Consider the following 23520-nt stretch of genomic DNA (forward strand, 5'->3'; position numbering starts at 1 on the left):
GCGAGGAGTTCGAGATGCACGGCGGTCTCAAGGATGGCGGTCATCCCGTGGACGTCGTTCAGCTCATCGAGTCGATTGTCGCGACGCCTCCAAGGCATCCGCCCCGCCACATCGGCTGCCGTTCGATGACCGTCGGCGACCCGTGATGGGGTGTCGATCCGGCAGAAGTCGTGTCGGGTGCACTGGTCACCGCCGATGAGGAAGGTCGCCTCGCGGTCCTCCCAGCACTCGGAGATGTTGGGGCCGCCGACCTCCTGGCAGAGCGCGTGCGGGCCTCGGACTTCACCTGCTCTGCAGAGCGGTGTACCCGGGCCATCTTCGCGCGGGTCTTGACCCACGAGCACTTCCGCTCGATCGGGGTCTCCGCGTTGCGGACTTCGAGGCGGAGAAGACTCGCGTCCTGAAGCACCACATCACTCATGTCACTGCTCCGAGTAGCAGACGACGTGCCGGGCTGTGCCGATGCCGGTCCGCCCGCGTGGCGCGGGCAGGGACCAGGGCTGAGACCGCGACTGGTGCCTCAGACGTTGAACAGCGGGCCCGTGATGGTCAGCCCGAGCGTCGGCACCAGGGCGAAGAGTGCGAACAGCGCGAGCGCGCCGCCGACCAGGCTGACGGTCTTGTTGAACTGGACCTGCTCGTTCATCCGGGCCTCACCCTGCTCGTTCCAGTAGCGGTGCATCATCGGCGCGATGGGCGCAATCGCGACCAGCAGGAGAAGCGAGCCCAGGTCGCCCCAGACACCAAGCAGGACCGAGAGGGAACCGACGAGCATGAGCAGACCCGACACGACGGTGCTCAGCTTGGGAGCCGGAACGCCCTTGAACTTAGCGTAGCCAGTCATGGCCTCGGTCTGAGCGAGGTGGCCCACGCCGGAGGCGAGGAAGATGGCGACGAAGAGAATGCGGGCGATGAGGACGACAACGTCCATCGGAACTCCTAGAGATGTAGTTGGATTTTCAATTACCTCTACCTGCAAGCGCCCGGCCGGCGATGCGATCCCCGACGGAACCGTGACGAACGTCACGGATTGGGGAGGCGTAGGGCGTTCGCCACGCCGGCCGTCACGATGTGGTTGCATCAACGTGCTCGATCACGGCCGGCAAACGTCACCTGATCAGCAGCGATGTCTGCGGCGCACCACGGTGGGAATCACGCCCGCGGCGGCGCTCGTGGTCGAGATCACCGCCGGATCAGTGCCTCCCTGGGTCTGCCGCATTGCGAGTGCTGAGACGTACTCGCCGATCACTTCGGGCGCGGCGTTGTTCGGCTTGAACTCGACCCAGGTCGTCTCCGCTGTCAACTGGCGCAACTCGGAAACGATGCGCTTCAACTCCTGGTGGAGCAATGACGTCTTCTGAGGCCGGGCGCGGGCGCGACGGTAGTCAAACCTAGGGGTCGAGCAACACTTGCACCGAACGGTCCCGATCACTCGGTGCAGCAACCTGAGCCAACCGCGCGACCAGCCAATCGTGTCGCAAACGTGTCAATCGGCTCTGTCGGGCCCACAACGTACAGTGGCTCTGATCAGCATTTCTGCTGGTCAGAGCCACTGTCGTCAGAGCCGCCTGTCGGAATCGAACCGACGACCTAATCATTGCGATTGGCTGGCGCATGATCCTGTCCCACCTCGCTACGCCTCAGCCATTCTCTGCCGCCTCACTCATCACCCACTACCGGCTTTTGACGACTCCCGTATCAGCCCTCGCCCTAGCCGCTATCTAGCCCTCCAACAGGGCGGCACGCATGCTACGAAGGTTCGTAGCTCGGTCCGTCCCCCTGGGACGGAGCGTGCGCCGTTTTCGCGTTGATTGACGAGTAGTGACGGACGGTGATCGGGGCCGTGCACGGTGGGGTGAAGTTCTACCGCGGCTGCGCCAAGGCCGCCCGGAACTATGTCGAGGCCGACCGGTCCCGGGCCGACGACTACTACCTGACCGAGGGCTCCGGGATCGCCCAGCGCTACGTCGCCAGCCCGGCTGCACCACTCGTCGATGGCGGGTCCCTGGATGGCGACGCCTACGAATCCTGGGTCGCCGGGTACGACACCAACGGGGCGCCGAAGGGGCGGCTGCGCAAGGACGAGAAGGGGCTGAGGTTCGTCGAGGTCGTCGTCAACGGACCCAAGACCTGGTCGCTCGCCGCGTCGCTGCACCCCGAGATCGCCGACGCCTACGACGCCGCTCAGGAACGGGCGGCGGTCGAGATCATCGGCTGGCTGGCCGAGCACTCCACGACCCGGGTCGGGCCACGCGGGCTGCAGGTCCAGGTACCGGTCGAGAAGATCGAGGCCGCGGTGGTGCGGCACTACACCTCCCGCGCCGGGGACCCGCACCGACACCTGCACCTCCAGGTCAACGCCCGGGTGTTCGCCCAAGGTCGGTGGCGAGGCTTGCACTCGGTCGGAGTTGTGGACTCGATCGAGGCCATCAACGGCATCGGTCACGCCGCCGTCATGTGCGACCCCGAGTTCCGTCGCGTGCTCGCCGCGTACGGGTACACGCTCGACATCGAGTCTGGTGAGATCACCCAGCTGGCTCCGTTCGCCGGGGAGTTCTCCCACCGTGCTGCGCAGATCGGCCGGCATGTCGACCGGTACGAGGCCGAGTGGCGCGCCGAGCACCCTGGCCAGGAACCAGGCGCGGCGCTGCGTCGGGCTTGGGACCGGCGGGCGTGGGCGGAGGCACGGCCGGACAAGGTGGTCCCGACCGACGGCGCCGAGTTGGTCGGGCGGTGGCGCGAGGAGCTCTACGACCTCGGGTTCCGACCACCCTCGATCGCCGCCAGGTTGCCGACTGCCGCGGTCGGACAGATCGACCGCACCGCTGTCACCGAACTCGTGCAGTCCCGGCTCGGGTCACGGCACTCGGCGTGGAACTGCGCAGACATCCGTGGGGAGGTCGAACGGGTCGTCGCGGCCGTCGGCGTCGTCGCCGAACCAGTCGTGCGGCGCGAGCTGGTCGAGGACCTCACCGCCCGGTCCGAGGATGCCTGCCTCCGGCTCGTGGACCGCGACAACGTCCCCGACCACATCCGCTCCCTGACCTCGCAGCGGGTGGTCGCGGTCGAGAAGGACCTCGTCGACCGCATCGCACGACGCACAGATCAAGACGGTCGCGCTCCGGAGGCCGTGCGGCCAGCCCGGATCGGCCCCGTCGTCGCCCGGCGGCGCCTCGATCCCGGACAACGACAGGTGGTTGCTGCTCTCGTTGGTCGCTGCGCATTGGTGGTCGTCGAGGGCGCAGCCGGCGCAGGGAAGACCACCACCCTCGCCGCCACCGCTGCCGTGCTCGGGATGGACGAGCGGCGGATGGTGGTAGTGACTCCGACCCTGCGGGCGGCCCGGGTCGCGGAAACCGAGGTCGGGTCACCGGCGTCGTCCGCGGCTTGGCTCGCGCATCAGTACGGCTTCCGGTGGGACGCCGACGTCCGCTGGACCCGCGAACCCCTCGACATCCGTACCGACCGGCACCGGCTCGACCCACGAGCCCGGTTGATGCCGGGCGACCTGCTGCTCGTCGACGAGGCCGGGATGCTCGATCAGGACACTGCCCAGGCCCTGTTCACGATCGCCGACGAGACTGGCGCCCGGGTCGCGCTCATGGGCGACCGTCACCAGCTGCCCGCCGTCGGCCGCGGTGGCGTGCTCGACCACGCCACCCGTTGGACACCCGCCCACGCACAAGTCGCCCTCGACAGCGTCCACCGGTTCGCCGACCCCGCCTACGCCGACCTGTCGTTGCTGATGCGCACCGGCGACCGACCGGTACACGTCTTCGACCAGCTCCTCGAACGCGGCGCCATCGTCATCCACCCCACCGAGGTCGAACGCACCGCCGCACTCATCGAAGCAGGAGCGGCAGGCGCCACCGTCATCACCGACACCCGTGACCACGTCGCGGACCTCAACGCCGGCATCCGCGACCGCCGCCGCAGCCATCACCGCGCCGATCACCCAGCCGACAAGACCGATCCTCCCGTCGGTCGGACGCCTTCCGGCGAACCGCTCTGGGTCGGCGACCAGATCACGACCCGACGCAACGACCGCGACCTCGACGTCGCCGACCGCGACCGCTGGACCATCACCGGCACCGACCGCCACAGCAACCTCCAGATCCGCGGCGACCGCGGGAGCCGGACCCTGCGCCGCAACTACGCCCAGACCCATGTCGAGCTCGCCTACGCCACCACCGTCCACGGCGCCCAGGGAGACACCGTCGACCACGCCCACTTCGCACTCAACGAGACCACCGGCGCCGCCGCCACCTACGTCGCCATGACCCGCGGCCGACACTCCAACACCGCCCACCTCGTCGCCGACACGACCGACGATGCCCGCGAGCAATGGCTCACGACCTTCAGCCGAGACCGGGCCGACCTCGGCCCGGTCCGCGCCCGCGAGCGCGCTCTGGACGACATCGACCGTTACGGCCCCACACCACGCCGTGCGAGGCCCGAGCACGGGGTAGCCCCGCCCGTCCGGCAGGTTCCCCCCAGCCCGAGCATCGGATTCTGATGCCTCGCCGCAGCCGTCACCTCCTTCGTGTCCGGCACCGCGTCAAGACCCTTCGGGAAACAACCGGGGGGAACCTGCTGACCTGCGCAAACACCAGAAGACGCTCAGGTTCCCCCCTCTTGGAGGCCCGAAAGCGGCGTACCTGCGTCGTCATCATCGGTCGGTCCGGGATGGCACCTTCCGAGATTGCTCGTCAGCGATTGATCGCCCCGAGGGCTTCTCCGGACCTAGGTGACCAACCACGACACCGAAGGGACCCCCTCCGATGAACCCGATCGACATCCCCGCCGAGTGGAACGACAGCGCCCTGCTCACGTTCGAGGAGTTCTGCGCCCTCATCCACATCCCCCAACGAACCGTCCGCGACTGGCGCCGACGAGGCGTCGGTCCACGGTTCTGGCGCTTCAACGGCACCGGCCGGCTCTACACCACCGTCGCCGAAGTCCGGCGGTTCACCGACCCCGTCAACGCCGCCCGCTAGGAGCACCTCGATGTCCACCGCCCGTCACGACAACGACGACCACGCCAACGACGAGATGCTCACCATCGACGAGGCGGCAGCGTTCCTCCGGGTCCCCGTCGCGACCATGCGCTACTGGCGCTACTGCGGCACCGGCCCGTTCAGCTTCAAGATCCAGCGCCACGTCCGCTACTGGCGTACCGACCTCGTCCTCTGGCGCGCCGACCAGGGTCGTCAGCCCGGAGGTTATCCACAAGGCGCACGGAGCGCACCACGCTCCGCCACCAGCGACTGACACTGGAAGCCACGAAGGGAGCAGCCATGGCCGGCAACATCGCCAAACGTCCCGACGGGAGCTGGCGCGCCCGTTATCGCGACGAACAAGGGCGCGAGCGCTCACGCCACTTCGACCGCAAGATCGACGCGCAGCGCTGGCTCAATGAGATCGCGTCCGCCGTCCTCACCGGGACCTACGTTGATCCCGACGCTGGGAAGGTCACGTTCCGGGAGTTCTACGAACGTTGGTCGGCCCGACAGCTCTGGGTGTCCTCGACCCGCACCAACGCCGACCTCGCGACCCGGTCGGTGCCCTTCGCCGACCTGGCGATGCGAAGCATTCGTCGATCGCACATCGAGGAGTGGGTGAAGGACCAGAGCAGTCGTCTCGCGGCCACGACCATCAAGACGAGGTTCGTCGTCGTTCGCTCCGTCTTCCGCGCCGCCGTCACCGAGCGGGTGATCACCACTGACCCGTGCGCGGGCGTCATCCTGCCCCGTCGCCGAAGGGCAGACGCCGCGATGAGGATCCCTACGGTCGAGGAGGTCGGACGGCTGCTCGAGCACGCCGACAGCGAGCGGGTCTCGACCCGCAAGGGCTTCCGCGCCTACGTCGCACTCTGCGCCTTCGCCGGCCTCCGGAAGGCCGAGGCCGCCGCGGTTCAGCTCGGCGACCTCGACCTGCCGCATGGGCAGCTCGCGGTCACCCGGCAGCTCCAGCGCGAGGGGTCGACGTACGTCCTTCGCGCTCCCAAGTACGGCTCGGAACGAACCGTCTACCTGCCCGACCAGCTCGTGGGCATTCTGGCCCTTCACATCCGAGACCACGTCACGGAGCGCACCACGGAGCGCTGGCTGTTCACCGTCGGCGACGAGCCGCTCTACGACAACGCCATCCACTGGCGGTGGCGGGCCACCCGTTCAGCCGCCCACCTCGCCCGCATCCGGCTCCACGACCTGCGCCACTTCTATGCCTCCGGGCTGATCGCGGCCGGCTGTGACGTCGTCACGGTGCAGCGGGCACTCGGCCACTCCAGCGCGACGACCACGCTCAACACCTACAGCCACCTCTGGCCGACGGCCGAGGACCGCACCCGGGCGGCGGCCGCCGAGCTGATGCGGCAGGCGCTGGCGACGCCCGCAGGAGACCGGTCCGAGGGCCCGGCGGAGGGACCTCTCTCGAATTTTGCGGACTTTTTGCGGACCAGGGAGGGTCCGCAACGCTCTGACCTGCGCAAACAGGCCGATTCAGTAGTACCAGGGGAACGGCGACCAGTCCGGCTCGCGCTTCTCCAGGAACTGGTCCCGCCCCTCCTGCGCCTCGTCGGTCATGTACGCGAGCCGGGTGGTCTCACCGGCGAAGAGCTGCTGGCCGACGAGGCCGTCGTCGAGCAGGTTGAAGGAGTACTTGAGCATCCGCTGGGCGGTGGGGCTCTTGCCGTTGATCAGGCGGCCCCACTCGAGGGCGGTGGCCTCGAGCTCGGCGTGGGGGACGGCGCGGTTGGCGGCGCCCATCCGGACGGCGTCGTCGGCGGAGTACTCCTGGCCGAGGAAGAAGATCTCGCGGGCGAACTTCTGGCCCACCTGACGGGCGAGGTACGCCGAGCCGTAGCCGCCGTCGAAGGAGCCCACGTCGGCGTCGGTCTGCTTGAAGCGGGCGTGCTCGGTGGAGGCGAGGGCCAGGTCGCAGGTGACGAAGAGGCTGTGGCCGCCGCCGGCCGCCCAGCCGGGAACGACACAGATGACGACCTTGGGCATGAAGCGGATCAGGCGCTGGCACTCGAGGATGTGCAGGCGGGCGAGCTTGGCCTTGTCGATGGCGCTGGGCTCCTCGGCACCGGTGTCACCGGAACCGGCGGAGACGTCCTCGTACTGGTAGCCCGCGCGACCGCGGATCCGCTGGTCGCCGCCGGTGCAGAAGGCCCACTTGCCGTTCTTGGCGCTCGGCCCGTTGCCGGTGAGCAGCACGCAACCGACGTCGGCGGACTGGCGCGCGTGCTCGAGGGTGCGCAGCAGCTCGTCGACGGTGTGGGGGCGGAAGGCGTTGAGGACGTCGGGGCGGTCGAAGGCGATCCGGACCGTGCCGTGCGCCTTGGCGCGGTGGTAGGTCAGGTCGGTCAGGTCCTCGAAGCCGGGGACGACGTCCCACTGGCTCGCGTCGAACGTCTCGCTCACGCCCTCGATCGCACTCATGGCACCGAACGCTAGCCCCTCCGGGATCCCGGGCTTGACCTTGACCCCGGGGGCAAGGTCTACGGTCGGTCCCGTGCTCATCAAGGACCTCGCCGAACGCGCCGGAGTGAGCGTGAAGGCGGTGCGCTACTACGAGTCGCGCGGCCTCATCACGCCGGAGCGGGCGGCCAACGGCTACCGGGAGTACGACGACGCGGACGTGCTCGTCGTACGCGAGATCCGCGCCCTCCTCTCGCTCGGCCTCACCGCCGACGAGACCGTGCCGTTCGTCGAGTGCCTGCGGGCAGGCAACGAGCGGGCGGACGTGTGCCCGTCGTCGCTGGACGCCTACCGGCTGCGGATCGCCGAGATCGACCGGCGGATCGAGGAGCTGAGCCGGCTGCGCGGCGAGCTGTCCGGGCTGTTGCACGACGCCGAGACCTACCCGAACCGAGAGGAGAAATGATGAGCCTGCAGGAGATCACCGATGCCGACTTCGCGGCGGAGGTGCTGACGTCCGACGTACCCGTCCTGGTCGAGTGGTGGGCGGAGTGGTGCGGACCGTGCCGCCAGCTCGCGCCGGTGCTGGAGAAGCTCGACGACGAGCGCGGCGAGGCGCTGCGCGTGGTACGGATCAACCAGGACCAGCAACCGTTGCGGGCCGCGGAGCACCGGGTGCTCGGCCTGCCGACCATGATCCTGTTCCGCGACGGAGCGCCCGTCCTCCAGCTCGCGGGCGCACGGACGAAGGCATCGATCGAGCGCTCGATCGACGCGGCGCTGGAATAGCCGCCAGCGGCCCGGCCTTGAGGTGGACATGACCCTTCACGGTGAGTACGAGCCCAGCAGCCAGAAGTGGGTCCGCGACCAGGTCGCGGCGTACGAGGCGTCCGGCGGCCGCGAGGCCAACACGCTCCAGGGCGGCAAGGACCCGATCGTGGTGATCACCTCGGTCGGCGCGAAGTCCGGCAAGCTCCGCAAGAACCCGGTCATGCGGGTCGAGAAGGACGGCGTGTACGCCGCCATCGCGTCCAAGGGCGGCGCGCCGGAGAACCCGAGCTGGTACGCCAACTTCGTCGCGAACCCGCTCGTCGAGCTGCAGGACGGACCCGAGCCGAAGGCCTACACGGTACGCGTCGCCGAGGGCGCGGAGCGCCAGGAGTGGTGGGACCACGCCGTCGCGACCTGGCCGACCTACGCGTCGTACCAGGAGAAGACGGACCGCGAGATCCCGGTGTTCCTGCTGGAGCCCGTCGCAGCCTGAGGTTGGATGACGAAACTCGCGCTGGGACGAGGATGCTTCCTCGTCCAGGCGCGAGTTTCACCGGTCGGCCGGTGAAACTCGCCGGTCAGCTGTTGGCGATGGTCACGGCGAGGCCGCACAGGTGGCCGAGCCGCATGACCTCCGAGTCGGCGAACTCCGGTCCGCCGCGGCGGCCGACGACGACGATCTCGTTGCCGTCGAGGCGCGCGGCCGCGAACAGGGTGACCTCGTCCTCGGGCGACTCGAGCCGGGTCGGCGACTCGATCTCGAGGAACTCGAACTCGTCCGGCGCGGCGCTGGTGCCGTAGACGACGCCCTTCGCGCGGTGCACCCGCGCGGCCCAGTCGACGCGGAAGGTCGCGGGCAGGACGTCGATCAGCTTGTCGAAGGCGTCGTCGGGGGACGCGGTGAGCTCCTCGACGGCCTCGAGGTCCAGCATCAGGTTGCCGCCGGCCGGGTAGCGGCTCACGAACAGCACCTCGACCCCGTCGAGCGCGTTGCACGCCGACACGACGGAGTCGGGCATCATCCCCTGCTCGAGCTCGAGCAGTACGTCGTCGACGGCAGTGCCGTCGTCGACACGGTGCTCGACGATCTCGATCGCGTCGATGTCGCCGCCTGCCATACCGATCGCCGTCGCGACGCGACCCAGCGACCCGGGGACGTCGGGCAGCAGCACGCGGAGCAGGAATGGCATGGTCTCGACACTAACCCGCCCAGGTTTCGGGCCGGTTGCGGGCCCACCGGTTGAGCGGGGCCGTGCGGATCATCGGGCGAGGCGGTGCCGCAGGCCGGTCGCGCGCTGCGCGGTGGTCGTCACCGCAGCGCGTACGGCGGCCTCCGAGCCCACCACGAGCAGGCTCTCGCGCGCCCGGGTCACCGCCGTGTAGAACAGCTCGCGGCTGAGCAGGCGCGAGCCCTCCTCCGGCAGCAGTACGGCGATCCGGGTGGCCTGGCTGCCCTGGCTCTTGTGGATCGTCATGGCGTGCATGGTCTCGATCGCGTCGAGGCGGGCCGGGGCGAACGGGCGGGGTGCGCCGGCGCTCGCGATCCACGCCCGGGGCCGGCCCGAGGGTTCGGTGACGACGACACCGGTCTCGCCGTTGTAGACGTCGAGGGCGTAGTCGTTGCTGGTGACCAGGAGCGGCCGCCCGGCGTACCAGGCCGAACCGAGGGGCACGCCGATCTCGGCCGCGAGCCACTGCTCGACGTGGCGGTTCCACACCCGCACGCCGTAGGGCCCGTCGCGGTGGGCGCAGAGCAGGCGGAAGCCCTCGATCTCCGCCAGCGCCGCCTCGGGTCCCTCGTCGACGGCGGCCGAGCGCACCCGCAGCGCGGCGGCGGTGCACTCGTCCTGCAGCGCCGCGACCGGGTCGTCGGTCTCGACCCACCGCACCTCGCCGGTCCCGGCCCGGAGCACCTCGAGCACCCGGTCGGCCGCGTCCGGCGAGTCGTCGCGCAGCGCCGCGGCGAGGCTCTTGATCTCCTCCGTGGAGCGGTGGTTCTCGGTGAGGGCGACGACCGGGGAGTCCGGGTGCGGCGCGAACCCGGCGACCAGGTCGGACAGCACCGCGCCCGCACCGACGGACGTGAGCTGACGCGGGTCGCCGACCAGCACCAGCCGGCTGTCGGGGCGGACCGCCTCGAGCAGCCGGGCCATCATGGTCAGGTCGACCATCGACGCCTCGTCGACGACGACCAGGTCGTACTTCAACCGGTTGCCGCGGTCGTGGCGGAACCGGGTGGTGTTGTCGGGACGCCAGCCCAGCAGCCGGTGGAGGGTCATCGCCTCGGGCGGCGCGACCTGGTGGTCGGCGTCGCCCAGCGCGCCGAGCGCGACCAGCTCCTCCTTCACCGCCTCCTGCAGGCGGGTCGCCGCCTTGCCCGTCGGCGCGGCCAGCGCGATCGACATCCGCCGGTCCTGCGCGACCGAGAACTGGTCGGCCAGCGCCAGCACCAGTCGCGCGACCGTGGTGGTCTTGCCGGTGCCCGGGCCACCGGTCAGGACAGTGGTGCGGTGCCGCGCCGCGTGACGTACGGCGGCCGCCTGCTCCTCGCTCAGGTGCTCACCGCTGACCCGCGACATCGTCGCCGTGAGCACCGCCTCGTCGACGGCCGGCGGACCGAGCTCGATCCGCGCCGTCAGGTCGTCGGCGACCTGACGCTCGAGCCGGTGGTAGCGATCGAGGTAGACCAGGTCGTGCTCGACGTGCAGCACCTCGGCCCCGACCAGCGCGGAGGACCCGATCGCCGCGACCCAGTCGCCGCGGTCCGGCCAGGCCAGGCCGGTGCCGTCGAGGTCGGGCAGCGCGTCGAGGTCGAGACCGACCGACCCGCCACGGACCGAGCGGACCGCGAGGGCGGCGGCGAGGAGCACCCGCTCGTCGTCCTCGCCCGCGAGCGCGGCCACGCGCTCGGCCACCCGGACGTCGGCCGCGTCCACCACGCCGGCGGCGTTGAAGGAGCCCAGCAGTCCGTCGACCCGGCGCGCCAGGCGCGGGTCGTGGGGCGAGGTCGGCTCGAAGATCTCGGTCATGACCTACTTCCTCCCGTCCAGCAGGTCGGACAGCGCCACCACGAGCTCGACCGGCGGCTGCCAAGTGAAGATGCCGCACGGGTTGCCGTCGACCCGCGGCGTCTCCGGCCCGCACATGCCGCGCAGGTAGAGGTAGGCGACCCCGCCGAGATGACGCGCCGGGTCGTAGCCGGGCTGGCGCCAGCGCAGGAACCGGTGCAGCACGACGGCGTACAGCAGCGCCTGGAGCGGGTAGTCGGAATGCCCCATCGCCTCGTCCAGCGCGCTCGGCCGGTAGGAGCCGGCCGTCAGCGGGTCGTCGGCCGGCCCGAGCCAGTTGGTCTTGTAGTCGATGACGACGTAGCGCGCGTCGCCGCTCCCGCCGCTAGCCGACGGCAGCCGGAGGACCACGTCGATCGAGCCGGTGAGGTAGCCGCGCAGCACCTGCCCGCCGAGCAGCGGGTTGTCGAGCGCATCGGCGTACGCACGCACAGGGTCGCCCTCCGGCAGGTGCTTGCGCAGCAGGGCGGCGATGTCGCCGAGCAGCACCTCGTCGCTCGACCGCGCCTGGTGGACCGGGTGGTCGCCGCCCGACAGCGGCAGCTCGAAGTCGAGCTCGCAGAGCCGGTCCGTGGTGCCGACGGCGCGCAACGTGGTCTCGTCCATCAGCGGCCCGAGCGGGGTGTCGAGCACCGCGACCAGCGCGTCGGCGAGCTCCTCGGGCTCGAGCGCCACCGGCCACCAGGTCAGCTGATCCTCGATGTGGCCGAGCAGCTCGGCGCGCAGGTCACCCACCGTCGGGTCGGTGTGCTCGAGGACGGCGTGGACCAGCGATCCGAAGGTCGCGCCGACGGGCAGCCCCGCCATCGGAGAAGGTACGGCGAGCGCCGGGTCGGGCGCGGCGGTCTCGACGACCGGCGGCAGGTCCTCGTCGTCCTTCGGCTCCACCTCGGGCTCGCTGCCGACGCCGGGTGCCGGGGTGCCGAGGTCGACATGGCTCAGCGCCGAGTAGGACGTGCGCCGCCAACCGGTGTCGACGGACCGGGTGAAGGCCCGCGAGCTCAGCTCGACCGGCGGTTCCGGCGGCAGCGGCGGCAGGGCGGCCGCGGGCTCGGCGACCTCGGGCACGAACGCGCCCCGGTCGCGCCAGGTCGCGAACAGGCGGGTCGCCGCCTCCTCGTCGGGCACCGCCGGGTCGACCGGGACGACACCGCTCAGGCCCTCGCCGTCAGCTGCCGGACCGCGCAGCAGGAGGCGGTGGAGCGGCGAGGCCTCGGCGTTGCGGGTCGGCGCCCACCACACGACGACCTGGCTCTGCGCGCGGGTGAGGGCGACGTAGAGCAGCCGCAGCCACTCGCCGTTCTCCTCTTCGCGCCAACGGCGCTGGTGGTCGGCCCAGTCGGGCCCGGCGTTGGCGACGTCGAGGCAGCGGCGCCCGGATGCGTCGTGGAACAGCGGCTTGTCGGGCTTGCCGACCCAGCGGTCGGCGAGCGAGGGCAGGTAGACGACGGGGTACTGCAGGCCCTTGCTGGCGTGGATCGTCACCAGCTGGACCGCGTCGGCGTCGGAGTCGAGGCGGCGGGTCCGCTCGGCACCGCGGCCCTCGCGCGCCTCGAGCACCTGCTGGCGCAGCCAGGCGAGCAGGGCGACGGCGCCCATCTGCTCGCGCAGCGCGGCCTCGTGGAGCACCTCGCCGATGTGGCGCAGGTCGGTGAGGGTGCGCTCGCCCCCGACCTGGCCGAGGAGCCGCTCGGGCATGCCGCCCGAGGTCGCGGCCTCGACGACGGCGGCCACGCCGCGCCGGCCGAGCGCCTCGGACCAGGACCGGAGCCGGTCGCCGAGGTCGTCGCTGAGGTCGTCGCCGCCGGCGTCGAGGGTCGCGGCGTCGTAGCCCAGGAAGGAGGTGAGCGCCGCGGCCCGCACCCGCGGGGTGCGGTGGGGCTGCTCGAGCGCCTCGAGCAGGGAGAGCCACTCGACGGCGGCGGGGGTCGCGAAGACGCTGCCGCCGCCGGCGATGACGGCCGCGACGCCGACCTCGAGCAGCGCGGCCCGCGCGGCGGCCAGGTCGGCATGGCGGTAGCAGATGACCGCGATGTCATCGGGGCGCAGCTCACGGCCCTCGAACGTCGCGCCGCTGGTGATCAGCGCCCGGATGTCGTGGGCGAGGTCGCGGGCGATGTGGGGCCGGACCTGGTTGACCGGCAGCGCGGTCCCGCCCCGCTTGCGGAAGGTCTCGCGCCGCACCACCCGCAGCCGGAACGGCGCCGGCTTCGGCGCCCCGGCCAGCCGCGACTCCTGGTGGTGGGCCTGCACGTCGTGGACGACGATCCGCGGGTCGCCCAGCTCGGCGCCGCCGAGGAGCCGGCCGAACCCGGCGATCAGGCCGGCGTCGCTGCGCCGGTTGACCGCGAGGGTCTGGCGGGTGGTGGCGGTCTCCGCCGCCGTGAGGTACGTCGTCACGTCGCCCCCGCGGAAGGCGTAGATCGCCTGCTTGGGGTCGCCGATCAGCACCATCGTGGCGTGGCCGCTGAACGCCCGGTCGAAGACCTTCCACTGCACCGGGTCGGTGTCTTGGAACTCGTCGACCAGCACGATCCGCCACCGCGCCCGCATCCGCGCCCGGGCCGGGGAGTCAGGCGACTCGAGCGCGTCGGCGAGCTGGTCGAGCAGGTCGTCGTAGGACAGCACCCCGAGCCGGCGCTTGCGCCGCTCGATCTCCTGGCGCACGGCCGTGGCGAACGCGACGCGTCGCCCTGCCGGGTCCTCGCGAGGCAGGCCGGCGGGCTCGAGGTCGGCCTGCGGGTCGCCCACGACGCGGCGCGCGATGGCGAGCGCCTCGGTGTGGGTGAACGCCGGTGCGGTGCCGGCGGGCAGCTGCGCGAACGCCCGCAGGTAGAGGTCGTCGACGACCTCGACCAGCATGTCGTCGAGGTCCTCGACCAGGCGGGCGCGGGCGTCGGTGTCTCCCGCGACGCCGAGCGAGTCGAGCACCAGAGAGCAGAACTGGTGGATGGTGGCGATGGTCGCCGCGTCGAAGTCGGCCAGCGCCTGGCTGACCCGGCGGTGCCTGGTCCGGAGCTCGTCGGGCGGGCCGTCGAGGAGCTGTTCGATCACCTCGGTCGGCGGGCTCGCCAGGGTCCCGGCCAGCGCGGCCTCGGCCTCGACCAGCTGGCGGCGTACCTGCTCGCGCAGCTCCTGGCTCGCCGCCCGGCCGAAGGTGACGACGAGCAGCTGCTCGAGCGGCACGCCCTCCTCGGCGACGTAGCGGGTCACGAGCGCGCCGATGGTCCAGGTCTTGCCGGTGCCGGCGCTGGCCTCGAGCAGGGTGGTGCCGGTCGGCAGCGGCCCGCGGATGTCGAAGGGGCTCATGCTCGTCGAGTCCGATCCGGCGGAAGGACCGGGGTCCCCGCGGCGTTGTTCGGGGGAGCGCAGCGGAGGAGAAGAACGGCGTGGGGTGGTCATAGGGGACCCACCTTCTCGGCGCCGGCGAGCAGAGGCTCCCACAACGTCCAGGCGTACGACGGCAGGCCGGCGTCGATCAGCACCGACACCGGCGCGTCGTGCCCCCAGATCCGGCGGTGCACGGCGTCGTCGTCCTCGCCGGTGATGCCGAACGGGTTGAACGGGTCGGTCCTCCAGGCGCGACCCGCGGCCTCGACCGGGTCGATGTCCATCCCGCGCAGCTCCTTTGCCCGCGCCTCGGCCCAGGCATGCGCGGTCTTGAGCGGGATCGGCAGCGGCCGCACGGCACCTTCGTCGTAGAGCGCCACGACGGCGCCCAGCCACTCGAGTGCGCGGTGGTCCAGCGGCCCGGCCAGCGCCCGCTGGGGTCCGCCCTTGGCGCGGGCGATCGCGTGGCTGCTCCAGTTCTCGTCGGGGTGGCTGGCGCTGAGGGCGACCACACGCAACCACGACGCGATCCGCTGCTTGGGGCCGGGCCGGGAGTAGGTGACGTCGACGAGCTGGTTGCCGTGGATCCGGGGCACGGTGCCGGTGAGCCGGCGACCGCCCCCGAGGTCGACGTCGACGTCGACGCTGCGCGCGGGGGCGGCCCGCAGCGGCGCGCTCTGCTGGAGCAGGGCCTGGCAGTCGCGGACGACCTCGGCGAGCGCGCCGTGGCCGAGGCCGAAGGGGGGCAACGAGCCGCGCAGCTGCTCGGCGAGCATCACCGCCTCGCCGGTCGTGCCGGGGTCCTCGGAGGAGAGCACCGCGCGCAGCAGTCGGTCGCCGATCGCCCACTTCTCCAGGTTGTCGAGGTCGACGGGGATCGCGTCGGCGACCTCGCCGGGCTCGAACGGGGTGGCGACGTCGAGCCGGCCGCGCAGGAAGGTGCGGGCGGGGCGGAGCACGAAGTCGACGAGGTCGGCGAGGGACACGTCCTGCTGCGGGCGGGTCGTCAAGGGGCCCGACAGGAAGGACGGGACCGGCGTCCGCTCCCGCACCGACGCCCGCGCGCCGGCGAGCGAGGCGCGGTCGAAGCTGAACGGCTCGCTCCCGACCAGCTCGCCGGGGACGTGGTTGCGCGGGTCGAAGCCCTGCAACGGATGGCGTACGACGACCCGGTCACGCACCGGCGCCGCGGCCGTGCGGTCAAGGGCGTCGAGCAGCTCACCGAGCGGCACGGCCGGCGGCCGCTCCTGGCCGGTGTGCTCGGCGGCGCCGGTGTAGGTGACCACCAGCCGCTCGCCGGCCGCGAGGATCGCGTCGAGCAGCAGCTGGCGGTCCTCACCACGCAGGTCGCGCTCGCCGACCCGCGGCCGGCGGCCGAGGACGTCGTCGCCGTTGACCCCGCTGGTGCGCGGGAAGACGCCGTCGTCGAGCCCGACCAGGCACACCACCCGGTGGGGCACCGACCGCATCGGCACCATCGTGCAGACGGTCAGGGTGCCGGTGCGGAAGTTGGCGCGCGTCGGCCGTCCGGCCAGCCGGGCCTGCAGCAGCGCACGCACGTCGGCGAGTCGCAGTGGAACGCCCGTGTTGTCAGCGTCGCTCTCGTCGGCACTGGCCCTGGCCCGCGCGAGCTCGCGCTCGAACTGCGGCAGCTGCCACGCGTCGTCGTCCTCGACCTCGCACAGGTCGCGCACACCTTCGGCGAGGGCCGCGAACCACTGCTCGGCGGCGGTCGCGGCGTCGAGCGCGCCGAGGCAGGCGCCGAGCCGAGCGACCGCCTCGCTCATCCGGCCGACCAGCTCGATCTCACCGCTGGCGATGTCGTCGACCGGCAGCCCGCGACCGACGTGGCGGTGCTCGTCGTCGCTCATCGCGACGCCCAGCAGCAGCCGGTCGAGCCCGGCCCGCCAGGTGTTGTGCTCGAACCCGTCCATGGCGTACGCCGCCCGCTGGCTCGCGTCGATCCCCCACCTCACGCCGGCCTCGGCGACCCACCGGGTCATCCGCGCGAGGTCGTCGTCGGTGAACCCGAACCGGCGCCGGCACACCGGCCGGGCCAGCAGGTCGAGCACCTGGGACGCCGTCGCCCGGCCGCCCGCGAGCTCGACGAGCACGACCGCGACGGCGAGGAGCGGGTTGGTGCTGGTGCTGGCACGGTCGGCGAGGCGGACCCGCAGCTGGTGGGCGGGGTGCAGTCCGGCGTCACCCGGGCCGCCCGGGCCGTCACCGATCAGCTCGCCCATGCCGAAGCCGGCGGAGATCAGCGGCGCGTACGTCTCGACGTCGGGGCACATCACGACGATGTCGCGCGGCTCGAGGGTCAGGTCGTCCTCGAGCAGGCCGACGAGCAGCTCGCGCAGCACCTCGACCTGCCGCGCCGGACCGTGGCAGGCGTGCACCTGCAGCGAGCGGTCCTCGGCCCTCAGCACGCGGCCGGCCCGCTCCTCGGCGGACAGGGCCAGGTTGGCCCGGAGGTCGGACTGCAGCCAGCCGAGCAGGTCGTCGGGAGCCTCGGGGTCGGGCGCCGCACCTGAGTCGGAGGCCTCCCCCGTCCGCACCCGTGCACCCAGCACCGTCGCCAGCTCGCGGGCGTCGCGCCCGAGCGAGGCCAGCAGCGGATGGTGCGCCAGCTCGGCGGAGGTGGACCCGTCGCGCGGCCCCAGCTCCATCCCGGCCTCGGCCACCGCAGCCCACAGCGCGGCCGACGGCTGGGCGAGCCACAGGTGCACGTCGCGGTGGGAGGCCAGTGCCACGAGCAGGTCGATCTCGGTCTCGGGCAGCCGGGTGTGGCCGAACAGCGACAGCCGGTCGGGCAGGTCCAGGCCGGCGACCTCACCGGCCCGCAGCGCCGCGCACACCCGGTCGTGGCGTACGTCGGGCGCCTCGTCGTGCCCCGCCGCGGCCATCCGCGCGAGCAACCGGCGCCACAGCTCGGCCTCCCACACCAGGTCCGGCGCCAGCACCGACCCGGCCCCGTCGGTGTCGCGGCCCTCGCGCCAGTCGCGGACCAGCGCGGGACGCTGGACGGCGTACGACGCGAACAGCTCCGCGAGCCGTCGCGCCACCGACCACCGGCGGCTGCGGCGCAGCTCGCCCTCCTCGCCGTCGAGGCCGTGACCGAGGTGGGTCGCCAGGGTCGCGCACCACGGCTCGTCGAGCGAGTCGTCGATGGTCGCCAGCAGCGGCCAGACCAGGCGATCGGGATGCCACGGGTCGTCACGGTCGCGGCCGAGCAGCATGCCGACCAGCGACGCGGGCTGCAGGAAGCGGACCCCCGCGCACACGCCGTCACCGCCCGACGGTCCGGCACCGAGACGGTGCGAGAGACGTTGGGTGAGCCACCGCTCGACGCCCTTCGCCGGCACCACCACGACCTCGCTGGCGAACGGGTCGGCCAGCGGGCTCGCCAACAGCCCGCCGAGCTCGTCGGCGAGCAGGTCGGTCCGCGCGGCGCGGTGCAGGTGGAGGGTCATCGCGGCCGAGGCTACTGAGGGGGTCCGGCAGAACCCGACGGAGTCCCCAGCACCGCCCGCCCGATCCGCAGCAGCCCGTCGCGCTGGCCGTCCTCGTCGAGCGCCAGGCGCAGCCGCATCGAGTTGACGACCGACTGCGCCGCACGCACGAGCGCGTGGGCGTCCGAGCGCGACAGCTCAGGGCGGCAGGCCACGAGCAGCACGACCCACTCGTCGACGTAGTCCTGCTGCATCCGCCGGATCGGCGCCCGCTCGTCCTCGGGCACGTGGACCAGCTCGGTGAACAGCGCGGCAAGCGCGTCCCCCTGCGCGACGTTGATCCGCACCAGCGACGCCAGCGCCTTCTCCAGCGCCTCGGCCGGGTCGCTGGTGGCGGACAGGACGCCCGCCAGGTCGAACTGCATCGCGTCGAGGCACCGGGTGATGGCATGCACGAGCACTGCGGACTTGCGCGGGAAGTGGTGGTAGAGCGTCGGACCCGAGATCCCCGCCGCGGCGCCGATGTCGTCCATGCCGACGGCGTGGAAGCCGCGCTCGGCGAAGAGGCGTACGGCGGCCGAGAGCGCCGCCTCGCGCCGCGACGCCGGCCGCAGCCCTTCCGCCGGGCCCACCGGCCGGCGTACGACGGCGCCACCGGTGCCGAGATCGCCCAGGTCCGCGACGGCGATGGCGGCCGCGACCATCAGCTCCTGAGCACGGTCCCGGTCGACTTTGGCCCGCTCGAACGCCCGTCCGGTCGTGAGCACCGCGTGCACCGCCCAGGCCGGCACCTCCCCGCCGACCGCCTGGCGCAACGGCTCGAGCGCTGCGAGGTAGCGCGCCTCCAGCTCCGCGGCCCGGTCCGGCTGGAGGAACACCTGCCCGCGCTGCCACACGCTGCCCGCCCGGTCCGGTCGCAGCAGCCGGGTCGCGGCGTGGTCGAGCAGACCGGACAGGTCGGCGGGACCGCCGTACGCCTGCTCGAGGAGCTCGATCTCCTGCTCGACCGCGGCGGCGAGAAGGCCCGTCTTTCCGCTGAAGTGGCGGTAGAGCGCGGAGGCGGAGACGCCCACCTCGGCGGCGATGTCGGCGACCGAGACGTCGTGGAAGCCGGCCCGCTCGAACTGCCGCGCGGCGGCAGCGACGATCAGCTGCTTGCGGTTGCGCGGGCGGCGCTGCGCGACGGCCTCGGGCATCAGGCCGGCAGCCGGTCGAGGTAATCGACCATCGCCAGCCGCCCGCGCTCGATCGCGTCGTCGATGGCGGGAAGGTCGGCGCTGAGCCGCGACACGTCGGGCGAGCCGAGCGGCGGGCGCACCTCGACCAGGGTCGGTATGTCGGCCAGCGTGCCCGCGGCGAGGCGCAGGTCGTCGGCGGCGTACGACCGGAACCGGCCGACGTGGGCGGCCCCGGCGGCCCGGCCGTGTCGCAGGAAGTAGGGCGCCAGCAGCACCCGCTCCAGCCGCGAGGGCGGGACCGCCCGCTGGTCGGCGCGGCGGGTACGCAGCACCAGCACGTGGGTCGCGCCCTGGGCGAGCGCGGTGCGGTAGGGCACGCCCTCGGAGAGGCCGCCGTCGACGTACCTCCTCTCGCCGACGCGGACCGGCCGACCCGCCAGCAGCGGGATGCAGGAGCTGGCCCGCAGGGCCGTCTGGGCGCTCAGCCGGTCGACGACGTACGGCGCCAGGTCGGTCTCCTTGCCCGTGGCGGCATCGGTCGCCATCGGGTGGAAACGGATCGGGTTCGCCACGATCGCGTCGAAGTCCATCGGCGTGATCGACTCGTAGACGTGGTGGACCAGGCGGCGCAGGTCGACGACCGGGCCACCGCGGAAGACCCGCCGCGGGTCGGTCACCCTGGCGGCCTGGACCTCCGGCCAGGCCCAGCTGCGCAGCCACCGCTGTGCCTCTCCGGTGAGCAGCCAGGCTCCGTTGAGGGCGCCGCCGGAGGTGCCGTAGACGTCGTCGAAGCAGTCGGTGAGGCCGGCCTCGTCGATCGCCAGCGCCATGCCCGCGGAGTAGGCCGCCCGGCTGCCGCCGCCCTCGATGGCCAGCGCGATCCGGAACTCGTCGGTGCGCTGGCCCGGCCGGCTGCCGGACGCGCGGCGCGCGGCGAGGGCGTCGAGCAGGGTGGTCACCGGGGTCCCCGCGGAGTTGTGTGGCGGAGGAGCACAGCGGGGGAGCCGCAGAACTTCGTGGGGTGGTTCATGCGGGGAGCTCTCTCACCACCCGGGCCGGGTTGCCGACCGCCAGCACGCCGGCGGGCAGGTCGCGGGTGACGACCGAGCCGGCGCCGACGACGGTGTTGGCGCCGATGCTGACGCCGGGACAGACGATCACCCCGCCGCCGAGCCACACGTTGTCGCCGATCGTGATCGGCGCCGCGTTCTCCCACTTCTCGCGCCGCAGCCCGGCCTCGAGCGGGTGCAGCGGCGTGAGCAGCTGCACGTTGGGCCCGATCTGCACGTCGTCGCCGATGGTTATGTCGACGACGTCGAGGGCGATCAGGCCGAAGTTGACGAACACCCCCGAGCCCACACGGATCTGGCTGCCGTAGTCGACGCGCAGCGGCGGGCGGATCGCGCTGTCCTCGCCGAGGGCGCCGAGCAGCTCGCCGAGGATCTCGGTACGACGAGCGCGCTCGTGGATCCCCGTCGCGTTGTAGGCCTCGGTGAGCTCCTGGGCCCGGACATGGTCCGCGACCAGCTCGGGGTCGTCGGCGAGGTAGAGCTCGCCCGCGAGCATCCGCTCCTTCGTCGACCGGGTGTCGTCCACGGCGCTCACCACTCGTGCTCGTCGGTGTGGTGCCGGCGGCCGTCGGCCTCGCTGATCTCGCCCTCGAGGGCCGCCCGCGCCTCCGGCTTCCCGTGGAAGCGCCGGTAGGAGTAGACGAGCAGGCCGAGCGCGATCGCGCACGACAGCAGCAGCGTGACGCCGGTCCACACGCCGCCGGGCAGCCACCACCTCTCGTCGATCGGCCACCAGTCCGGCATGTCCGGGTCGAGCAGCCAGACCATGCCGAAGGCGCCGATCCCGAGGGCGCCGATGGTCGAGGCGACGATCCGCGGCCAGGTCTCGACGCCCTCCGCGGCCGCGCGCAGGGCGCGGAGCAGGACGGGGTCGAGGAGCCGCTCGGCCCAGGTGTACTGCTGCGACAGGACCGCGAGCCCGGCCGCCATGAGCAGCAGCCCGGGGCCGGGAAGCACGATCGCCGCGATGCCGGCGAGCAGCAGGACCCAGCCGAGGACCTCCAGCAGGATCCGCTTGGCGGCGCCGGTCACCGTCCGCCTCCGAACCTGTCGAGCCACGCGAGCACGTCCTCGTCGGCGTTGCCGTGCGCGGCAGCGATCCGGGCCCACTTCTGTGCCATGGCGTGGAAGCGCAGCGGGTTGTAGACGTCCTCCTCGCGGGAGAAGAGCCCGTCGCCGGCGTACGTCATGATCGTGATGTTGGGCTCGGTCAGCATCGTCCCGTCGCCGGGGTCGGGCATCGGGTTGAGGACCTCGCAGACCAGCCGGTTCTGCGCGGCATCGACGACCTGCCAGGTGATCGGGAACTCGGGCATCACCCGTCCCGGGTAGGACGTCATGGTGCGCACCGACCACGCACGGATCTCGTCGCGGCCGCGGAAGGTGCCCATCGCGTGCTCGACGTACTCCGCGTCGGGGGTGAACAGGTCCGCGTAGCCGTCCCAGCTCCCGGTCTTGGCGAAGTCGGCGACCTGCTCGTGGAAGGCGGCGTACGCCTCGGTGATCTCCGCAGACGTGAACGAGGGGGCTGCGCTCATGGTCCGATCCAATCAGGTCCCGCCCAACGGGGCACGGGATCAGTCCCCGGAGCCCTCGAACCGCCAGTCGCCGCGGACCCGGGACAGCACGCCGTCGATCGACCCGTTGTAGTCCTCGACGACCGCCGCGACCCGGTAGGCGCGGTCGGGGCTCGGCGCGCGCTTGAGCTCCTCCTGGTCGATCACCACGCCGTAGCAGTCGTGGGGACCGGCGGCCCATTCCGGGATCGGCGCGATCGGCTGCGAGGGTCCCCAGCTGCGGGCGGTCAGCGGCGCCGTGGACCAGGTGGGCACGCACGCGGCGTCCTCGTCGGGGTTGCCGGTGACCCGGATCGCCTCGTCGCCGGCGACGGCCAGCGCGTCGACCGTCGGGTTGGCCAGCGGGAGGTGCACCACCTCGAACGCCTTCGCTCCCTGCCGCCACAGCAGCGAGCGCTCACCGCCGCGCGCGACGAGCAGGTGGGCGCTGGTCTGGGAGAGCGGCTCGTACGCCGGCCGCTCGACGACCTGCGCGACCCACTCGCTGCCCTCCGCGCTGGCGACCACCACGCCGGTCGAGGGCGGCGGCGCGTCGTCGTACTCGTCACCCCAGGCGGAGCCCGCGGGCCAGCACTGGACGAGGTGGAGGACGTCGGTGGCGCCGTAGATCGTCTCGGAGCGGGCGGCGTGGCACTCCTGGCCGGCGGGAGCCCGGGCCACCTGCTTCGGCTCGGTCCACGCGGTGCTGCCGGCGGACCGGCGCTGGACGACGACCCGGCGCAGGTCCGGTGACCCCACGGCGACGGACGAGTCGTCGTCCAGGTCGGTGATCTGCATCGGCAGGCCGACCGCGGGGTCGATGGAGGCCAGTCCTCCCTCGCCGGTCGCGCCGCCCGGCTGGTCGTCGGTCCAGGTGTCGCCGGTGCGGGTGAAGGTGACGACCTGGTCGATGGCGCGGTTGTAGAAGGACACCGACGCGGTCCCTGCCTCGATGTCCTCGGCGTAGCAGCCGTCCTGGCCGCGGGCCGGGGTGGCGGCGACCACGGCGAGCTCGGTGCGACGCGGGCGGGCGGCCCACAGCTCGAAGGTGCAGCCGTCCGCCCCCTGCCGCCCCACCACCGTCACCAGGCTGCCGTCGGCCAGCAGCCTCACGTCCGGCGCCCGGTGCACCCCGCCCGTCGCAGCCGGCGGTCCGGTCAGCCGCACCCGCTGCCATCCCTCGTCGTCTCCGCGCCACACCGCGAACGCAGGCACCTCGTCGTCGGTGGCGACCGCGGCGAAGGTCCCGTCCGCGTCGATCATCGGCGCCGCGGTGACGTCCTCGACGAGGTCGCAGGTGAGGTCGTGGCAGATCGCCGCGTCGCTGCGGACGAAGCTGTCGTGCTCGTCGTCGTCCGCCTGCCACCAGTCGATGGCGACGACCGCGGCGTCACCGCCCACCGCGATCGTGGAGCCACCCGTGTCGAGGTCCGAGCCCTGGGCGATCGTCTGTGGCTCGGTCCATCCCTCACCACCGCGCTCGCGCCACTGTGCGATGTACCTGTCGCCGCCGTCGCTGATGACGAGCTCGTGCCCGTCGGCCAGGGTGGCCCGCGCGGGGTCGGCGGGCCCCGACCGGACTAGCTCGTCGCCGTACGTCCCGCCCGTGCACGCCGTCAGCGCGAGGGCGGGCACGACAGCAGCGGCGATCCTTCTCCCGAGACCCACCCG

The 23520-nt window shown here is 72.4% G+C and carries 19 protein-coding genes and 2 pseudogenes; 7 read left to right on the forward strand and 14 right to left on the reverse strand.

Annotated elements, in window-relative coordinates; genetic code table 11:
- Window positions 1-155 precede the first annotated feature (155 nt).
- The 3 genes and pseudogenes from QI633_RS24620 to QI633_RS24630 form a co-directional block, all read right to left on the reverse strand.
- Window positions 156-421: pseudogene (locus QI633_RS24620) on the reverse strand (lipoyl synthase); the annotation flags it as partial.
- Window positions 422-520: 99 nt separating this feature from the next.
- Window positions 521-931, reverse strand: a complete 411-nt coding sequence (locus tag QI633_RS24625) for a DoxX family protein (RefSeq protein WP_282427393.1) — start codon at window positions 929-931, stop codon at window positions 521-523.
- A 186-nt stretch (window positions 932-1117) separates the two neighbouring features.
- Complete coding sequence (locus tag QI633_RS24630; RefSeq protein WP_282427394.1) at window positions 1118-1348, reverse strand: hypothetical protein; 231 nt, start codon at window positions 1346-1348, stop codon at window positions 1118-1120.
- Between the two features lie 483 nt (window positions 1349-1831).
- On the opposite strand from QI633_RS24630, the gene mobF reads away from it, so the two are divergent.
- The 4 genes and pseudogenes from mobF to QI633_RS24650 all read left to right on the forward strand — a co-directional run.
- On the forward strand, window positions 1832-4516 hold the full coding sequence (mobF, locus tag QI633_RS24635; protein WP_282427395.1) for a MobF family relaxase: 2685 nt from the start codon (window positions 1832-1834) through the stop codon (window positions 4514-4516).
- Window positions 4517-4781: 265 nt separating this feature from the next.
- Window positions 4782-4997 (forward strand): helix-turn-helix domain-containing protein, encoded by a 216-nt coding sequence (locus QI633_RS24640; protein WP_282427396.1) that lies wholly within the window; start codon window positions 4782-4784, stop codon window positions 4995-4997.
- A gap of 10 nt (window positions 4998-5007) precedes the next feature.
- Window positions 5008-5271 carry a helix-turn-helix domain-containing protein gene (locus QI633_RS24645; RefSeq protein ID WP_282427397.1) on the forward strand — a complete coding sequence of 88 codons (264 nt, stop codon included), beginning with the start codon at window positions 5008-5010 and terminating at the stop codon, window positions 5269-5271.
- Between the two features lie 503 nt (window positions 5272-5774).
- Window positions 5775-6263 (forward strand): annotated as a pseudogene (locus tag QI633_RS24650) (tyrosine-type recombinase/integrase); the annotation flags it as partial.
- A 237-nt stretch (window positions 6264-6500) separates the two neighbouring features.
- On the opposite strand, the gene QI633_RS24655 reads toward QI633_RS24650, so the two are convergent.
- Entirely contained in the window at window positions 6501-7445 is a 945-nt protein-coding gene (locus tag QI633_RS24655; RefSeq protein WP_141796975.1) for a 1,4-dihydroxy-2-naphthoyl-CoA synthase, read from the reverse strand.
- 73 nt (window positions 7446-7518) lie between these two features.
- Between QI633_RS24655 and QI633_RS24660 the strand changes: the two genes are divergently transcribed.
- The 3 genes from QI633_RS24660 to QI633_RS24670 are packed head-to-tail and all read left to right on the forward strand — an operon-like array spanning window position 7519 to window position 8688.
- The gene (locus tag QI633_RS24660) at window positions 7519-7890 is read left to right on the forward strand and encodes a MerR family transcriptional regulator (RefSeq protein ID WP_141796974.1); all 372 of its coding nucleotides are present in this window, start codon (window positions 7519-7521) and stop codon (window positions 7888-7890) included.
- Window positions 7890-8213: a thioredoxin domain-containing protein gene (locus tag QI633_RS24665; protein ID WP_282427398.1), complete on the forward strand. Its 324-nt coding sequence runs from the start codon at window positions 7890-7892 to the stop codon at window positions 8211-8213. Before QI633_RS24660 ends, QI633_RS24665 begins: the two co-directional genes overlap by 1 nt.
- A 28-nt stretch (window positions 8214-8241) precedes the next feature.
- Window positions 8242-8688: a nitroreductase family deazaflavin-dependent oxidoreductase gene (locus QI633_RS24670; protein ID WP_141796972.1), complete on the forward strand. Its 447-nt coding sequence runs from the start codon at window positions 8242-8244 to the stop codon at window positions 8686-8688.
- A gap of 85 nt (window positions 8689-8773) precedes the next feature.
- On the opposite strand, the gene QI633_RS24675 is transcribed toward QI633_RS24670, so the two are convergent.
- The 10 genes from QI633_RS24675 to QI633_RS24720 all read right to left on the reverse strand — a co-directional run bounded on the left by QI633_RS24675 (window position 8774) and on the right by QI633_RS24720 (window position 23517).
- Window positions 8774-9385 (reverse strand): ACT domain-containing protein, encoded by a 612-nt coding sequence (locus tag QI633_RS24675; protein ID WP_141796971.1) that lies wholly within the window; start codon window positions 9383-9385, stop codon window positions 8774-8776.
- Window positions 9386-9454: 69 nt separating this feature from the next.
- Entirely contained in the window at window positions 9455-11224 is a 1770-nt protein-coding gene (gene recD, locus QI633_RS24680; RefSeq protein WP_282427399.1) for an exodeoxyribonuclease V subunit alpha, read from the reverse strand.
- Between the two features lie 3 nt (window positions 11225-11227).
- A complete protein-coding gene (locus QI633_RS24685; protein WP_282427400.1) occupies window positions 11228-14572 on the reverse strand; it encodes a UvrD-helicase domain-containing protein in 3345 nt (1114 codons plus the stop codon).
- An 89-nt stretch (window positions 14573-14661) separates the two neighbouring features.
- The gene (recC, locus tag QI633_RS24690; protein WP_282427401.1) at window positions 14662-18066 is read right to left on the reverse strand and encodes an exodeoxyribonuclease V subunit gamma; all 3405 of its coding nucleotides are present in this window, start codon (window positions 18064-18066) and stop codon (window positions 14662-14664) included.
- An 11-nt stretch (window positions 18067-18077) separates the two neighbouring features.
- Complete coding sequence (locus QI633_RS24695; RefSeq protein WP_282427402.1) at window positions 18078-19241, reverse strand: TetR/AcrR family transcriptional regulator; 1164 nt, start codon at window positions 19239-19241, stop codon at window positions 18078-18080.
- Window positions 19241-20182 carry a patatin-like phospholipase family protein gene (locus QI633_RS24700; protein WP_282427403.1) on the reverse strand — a complete coding sequence of 314 codons (942 nt, stop codon included), beginning with the start codon at window positions 20180-20182 and terminating at the stop codon, window positions 19241-19243. The genes QI633_RS24695 and QI633_RS24700 overlap by 1 nt, the downstream gene beginning before the upstream one ends.
- 67 nt (window positions 20183-20249) lie before the next feature.
- Window positions 20250-20828 (reverse strand): sugar O-acetyltransferase, encoded by a 579-nt coding sequence (locus QI633_RS24705; RefSeq protein ID WP_282427404.1) that lies wholly within the window; start codon window positions 20826-20828, stop codon window positions 20250-20252.
- Window positions 20825-21325: a PGPGW domain-containing protein gene (locus tag QI633_RS24710; RefSeq protein ID WP_282427405.1), complete on the reverse strand. Its 501-nt coding sequence runs from the start codon at window positions 21323-21325 to the stop codon at window positions 20825-20827. Before QI633_RS24710 ends, QI633_RS24705 begins: the two co-directional genes overlap by 4 nt.
- Window positions 21322-21831 (reverse strand): nuclear transport factor 2 family protein, encoded by a 510-nt coding sequence (locus QI633_RS24715; RefSeq protein ID WP_141796964.1) that lies wholly within the window; start codon window positions 21829-21831, stop codon window positions 21322-21324. The genes QI633_RS24710 and QI633_RS24715 overlap by 4 nt, the downstream gene beginning before the upstream one ends.
- Before the next feature lie 39 nt (window positions 21832-21870).
- Window positions 21871-23517: a hypothetical protein gene (locus tag QI633_RS24720; RefSeq protein WP_282427406.1), complete on the reverse strand. Its 1647-nt coding sequence runs from the start codon at window positions 23515-23517 to the stop codon at window positions 21871-21873.
- Between the last annotated feature and the right edge of the window lie 3 nt (window positions 23518-23520).

The organism is Nocardioides sp. QY071 (assembly GCF_029961765.1).
Lineage (GTDB): Bacteria > Actinomycetota > Actinomycetes > Propionibacteriales > Nocardioidaceae > Nocardioides.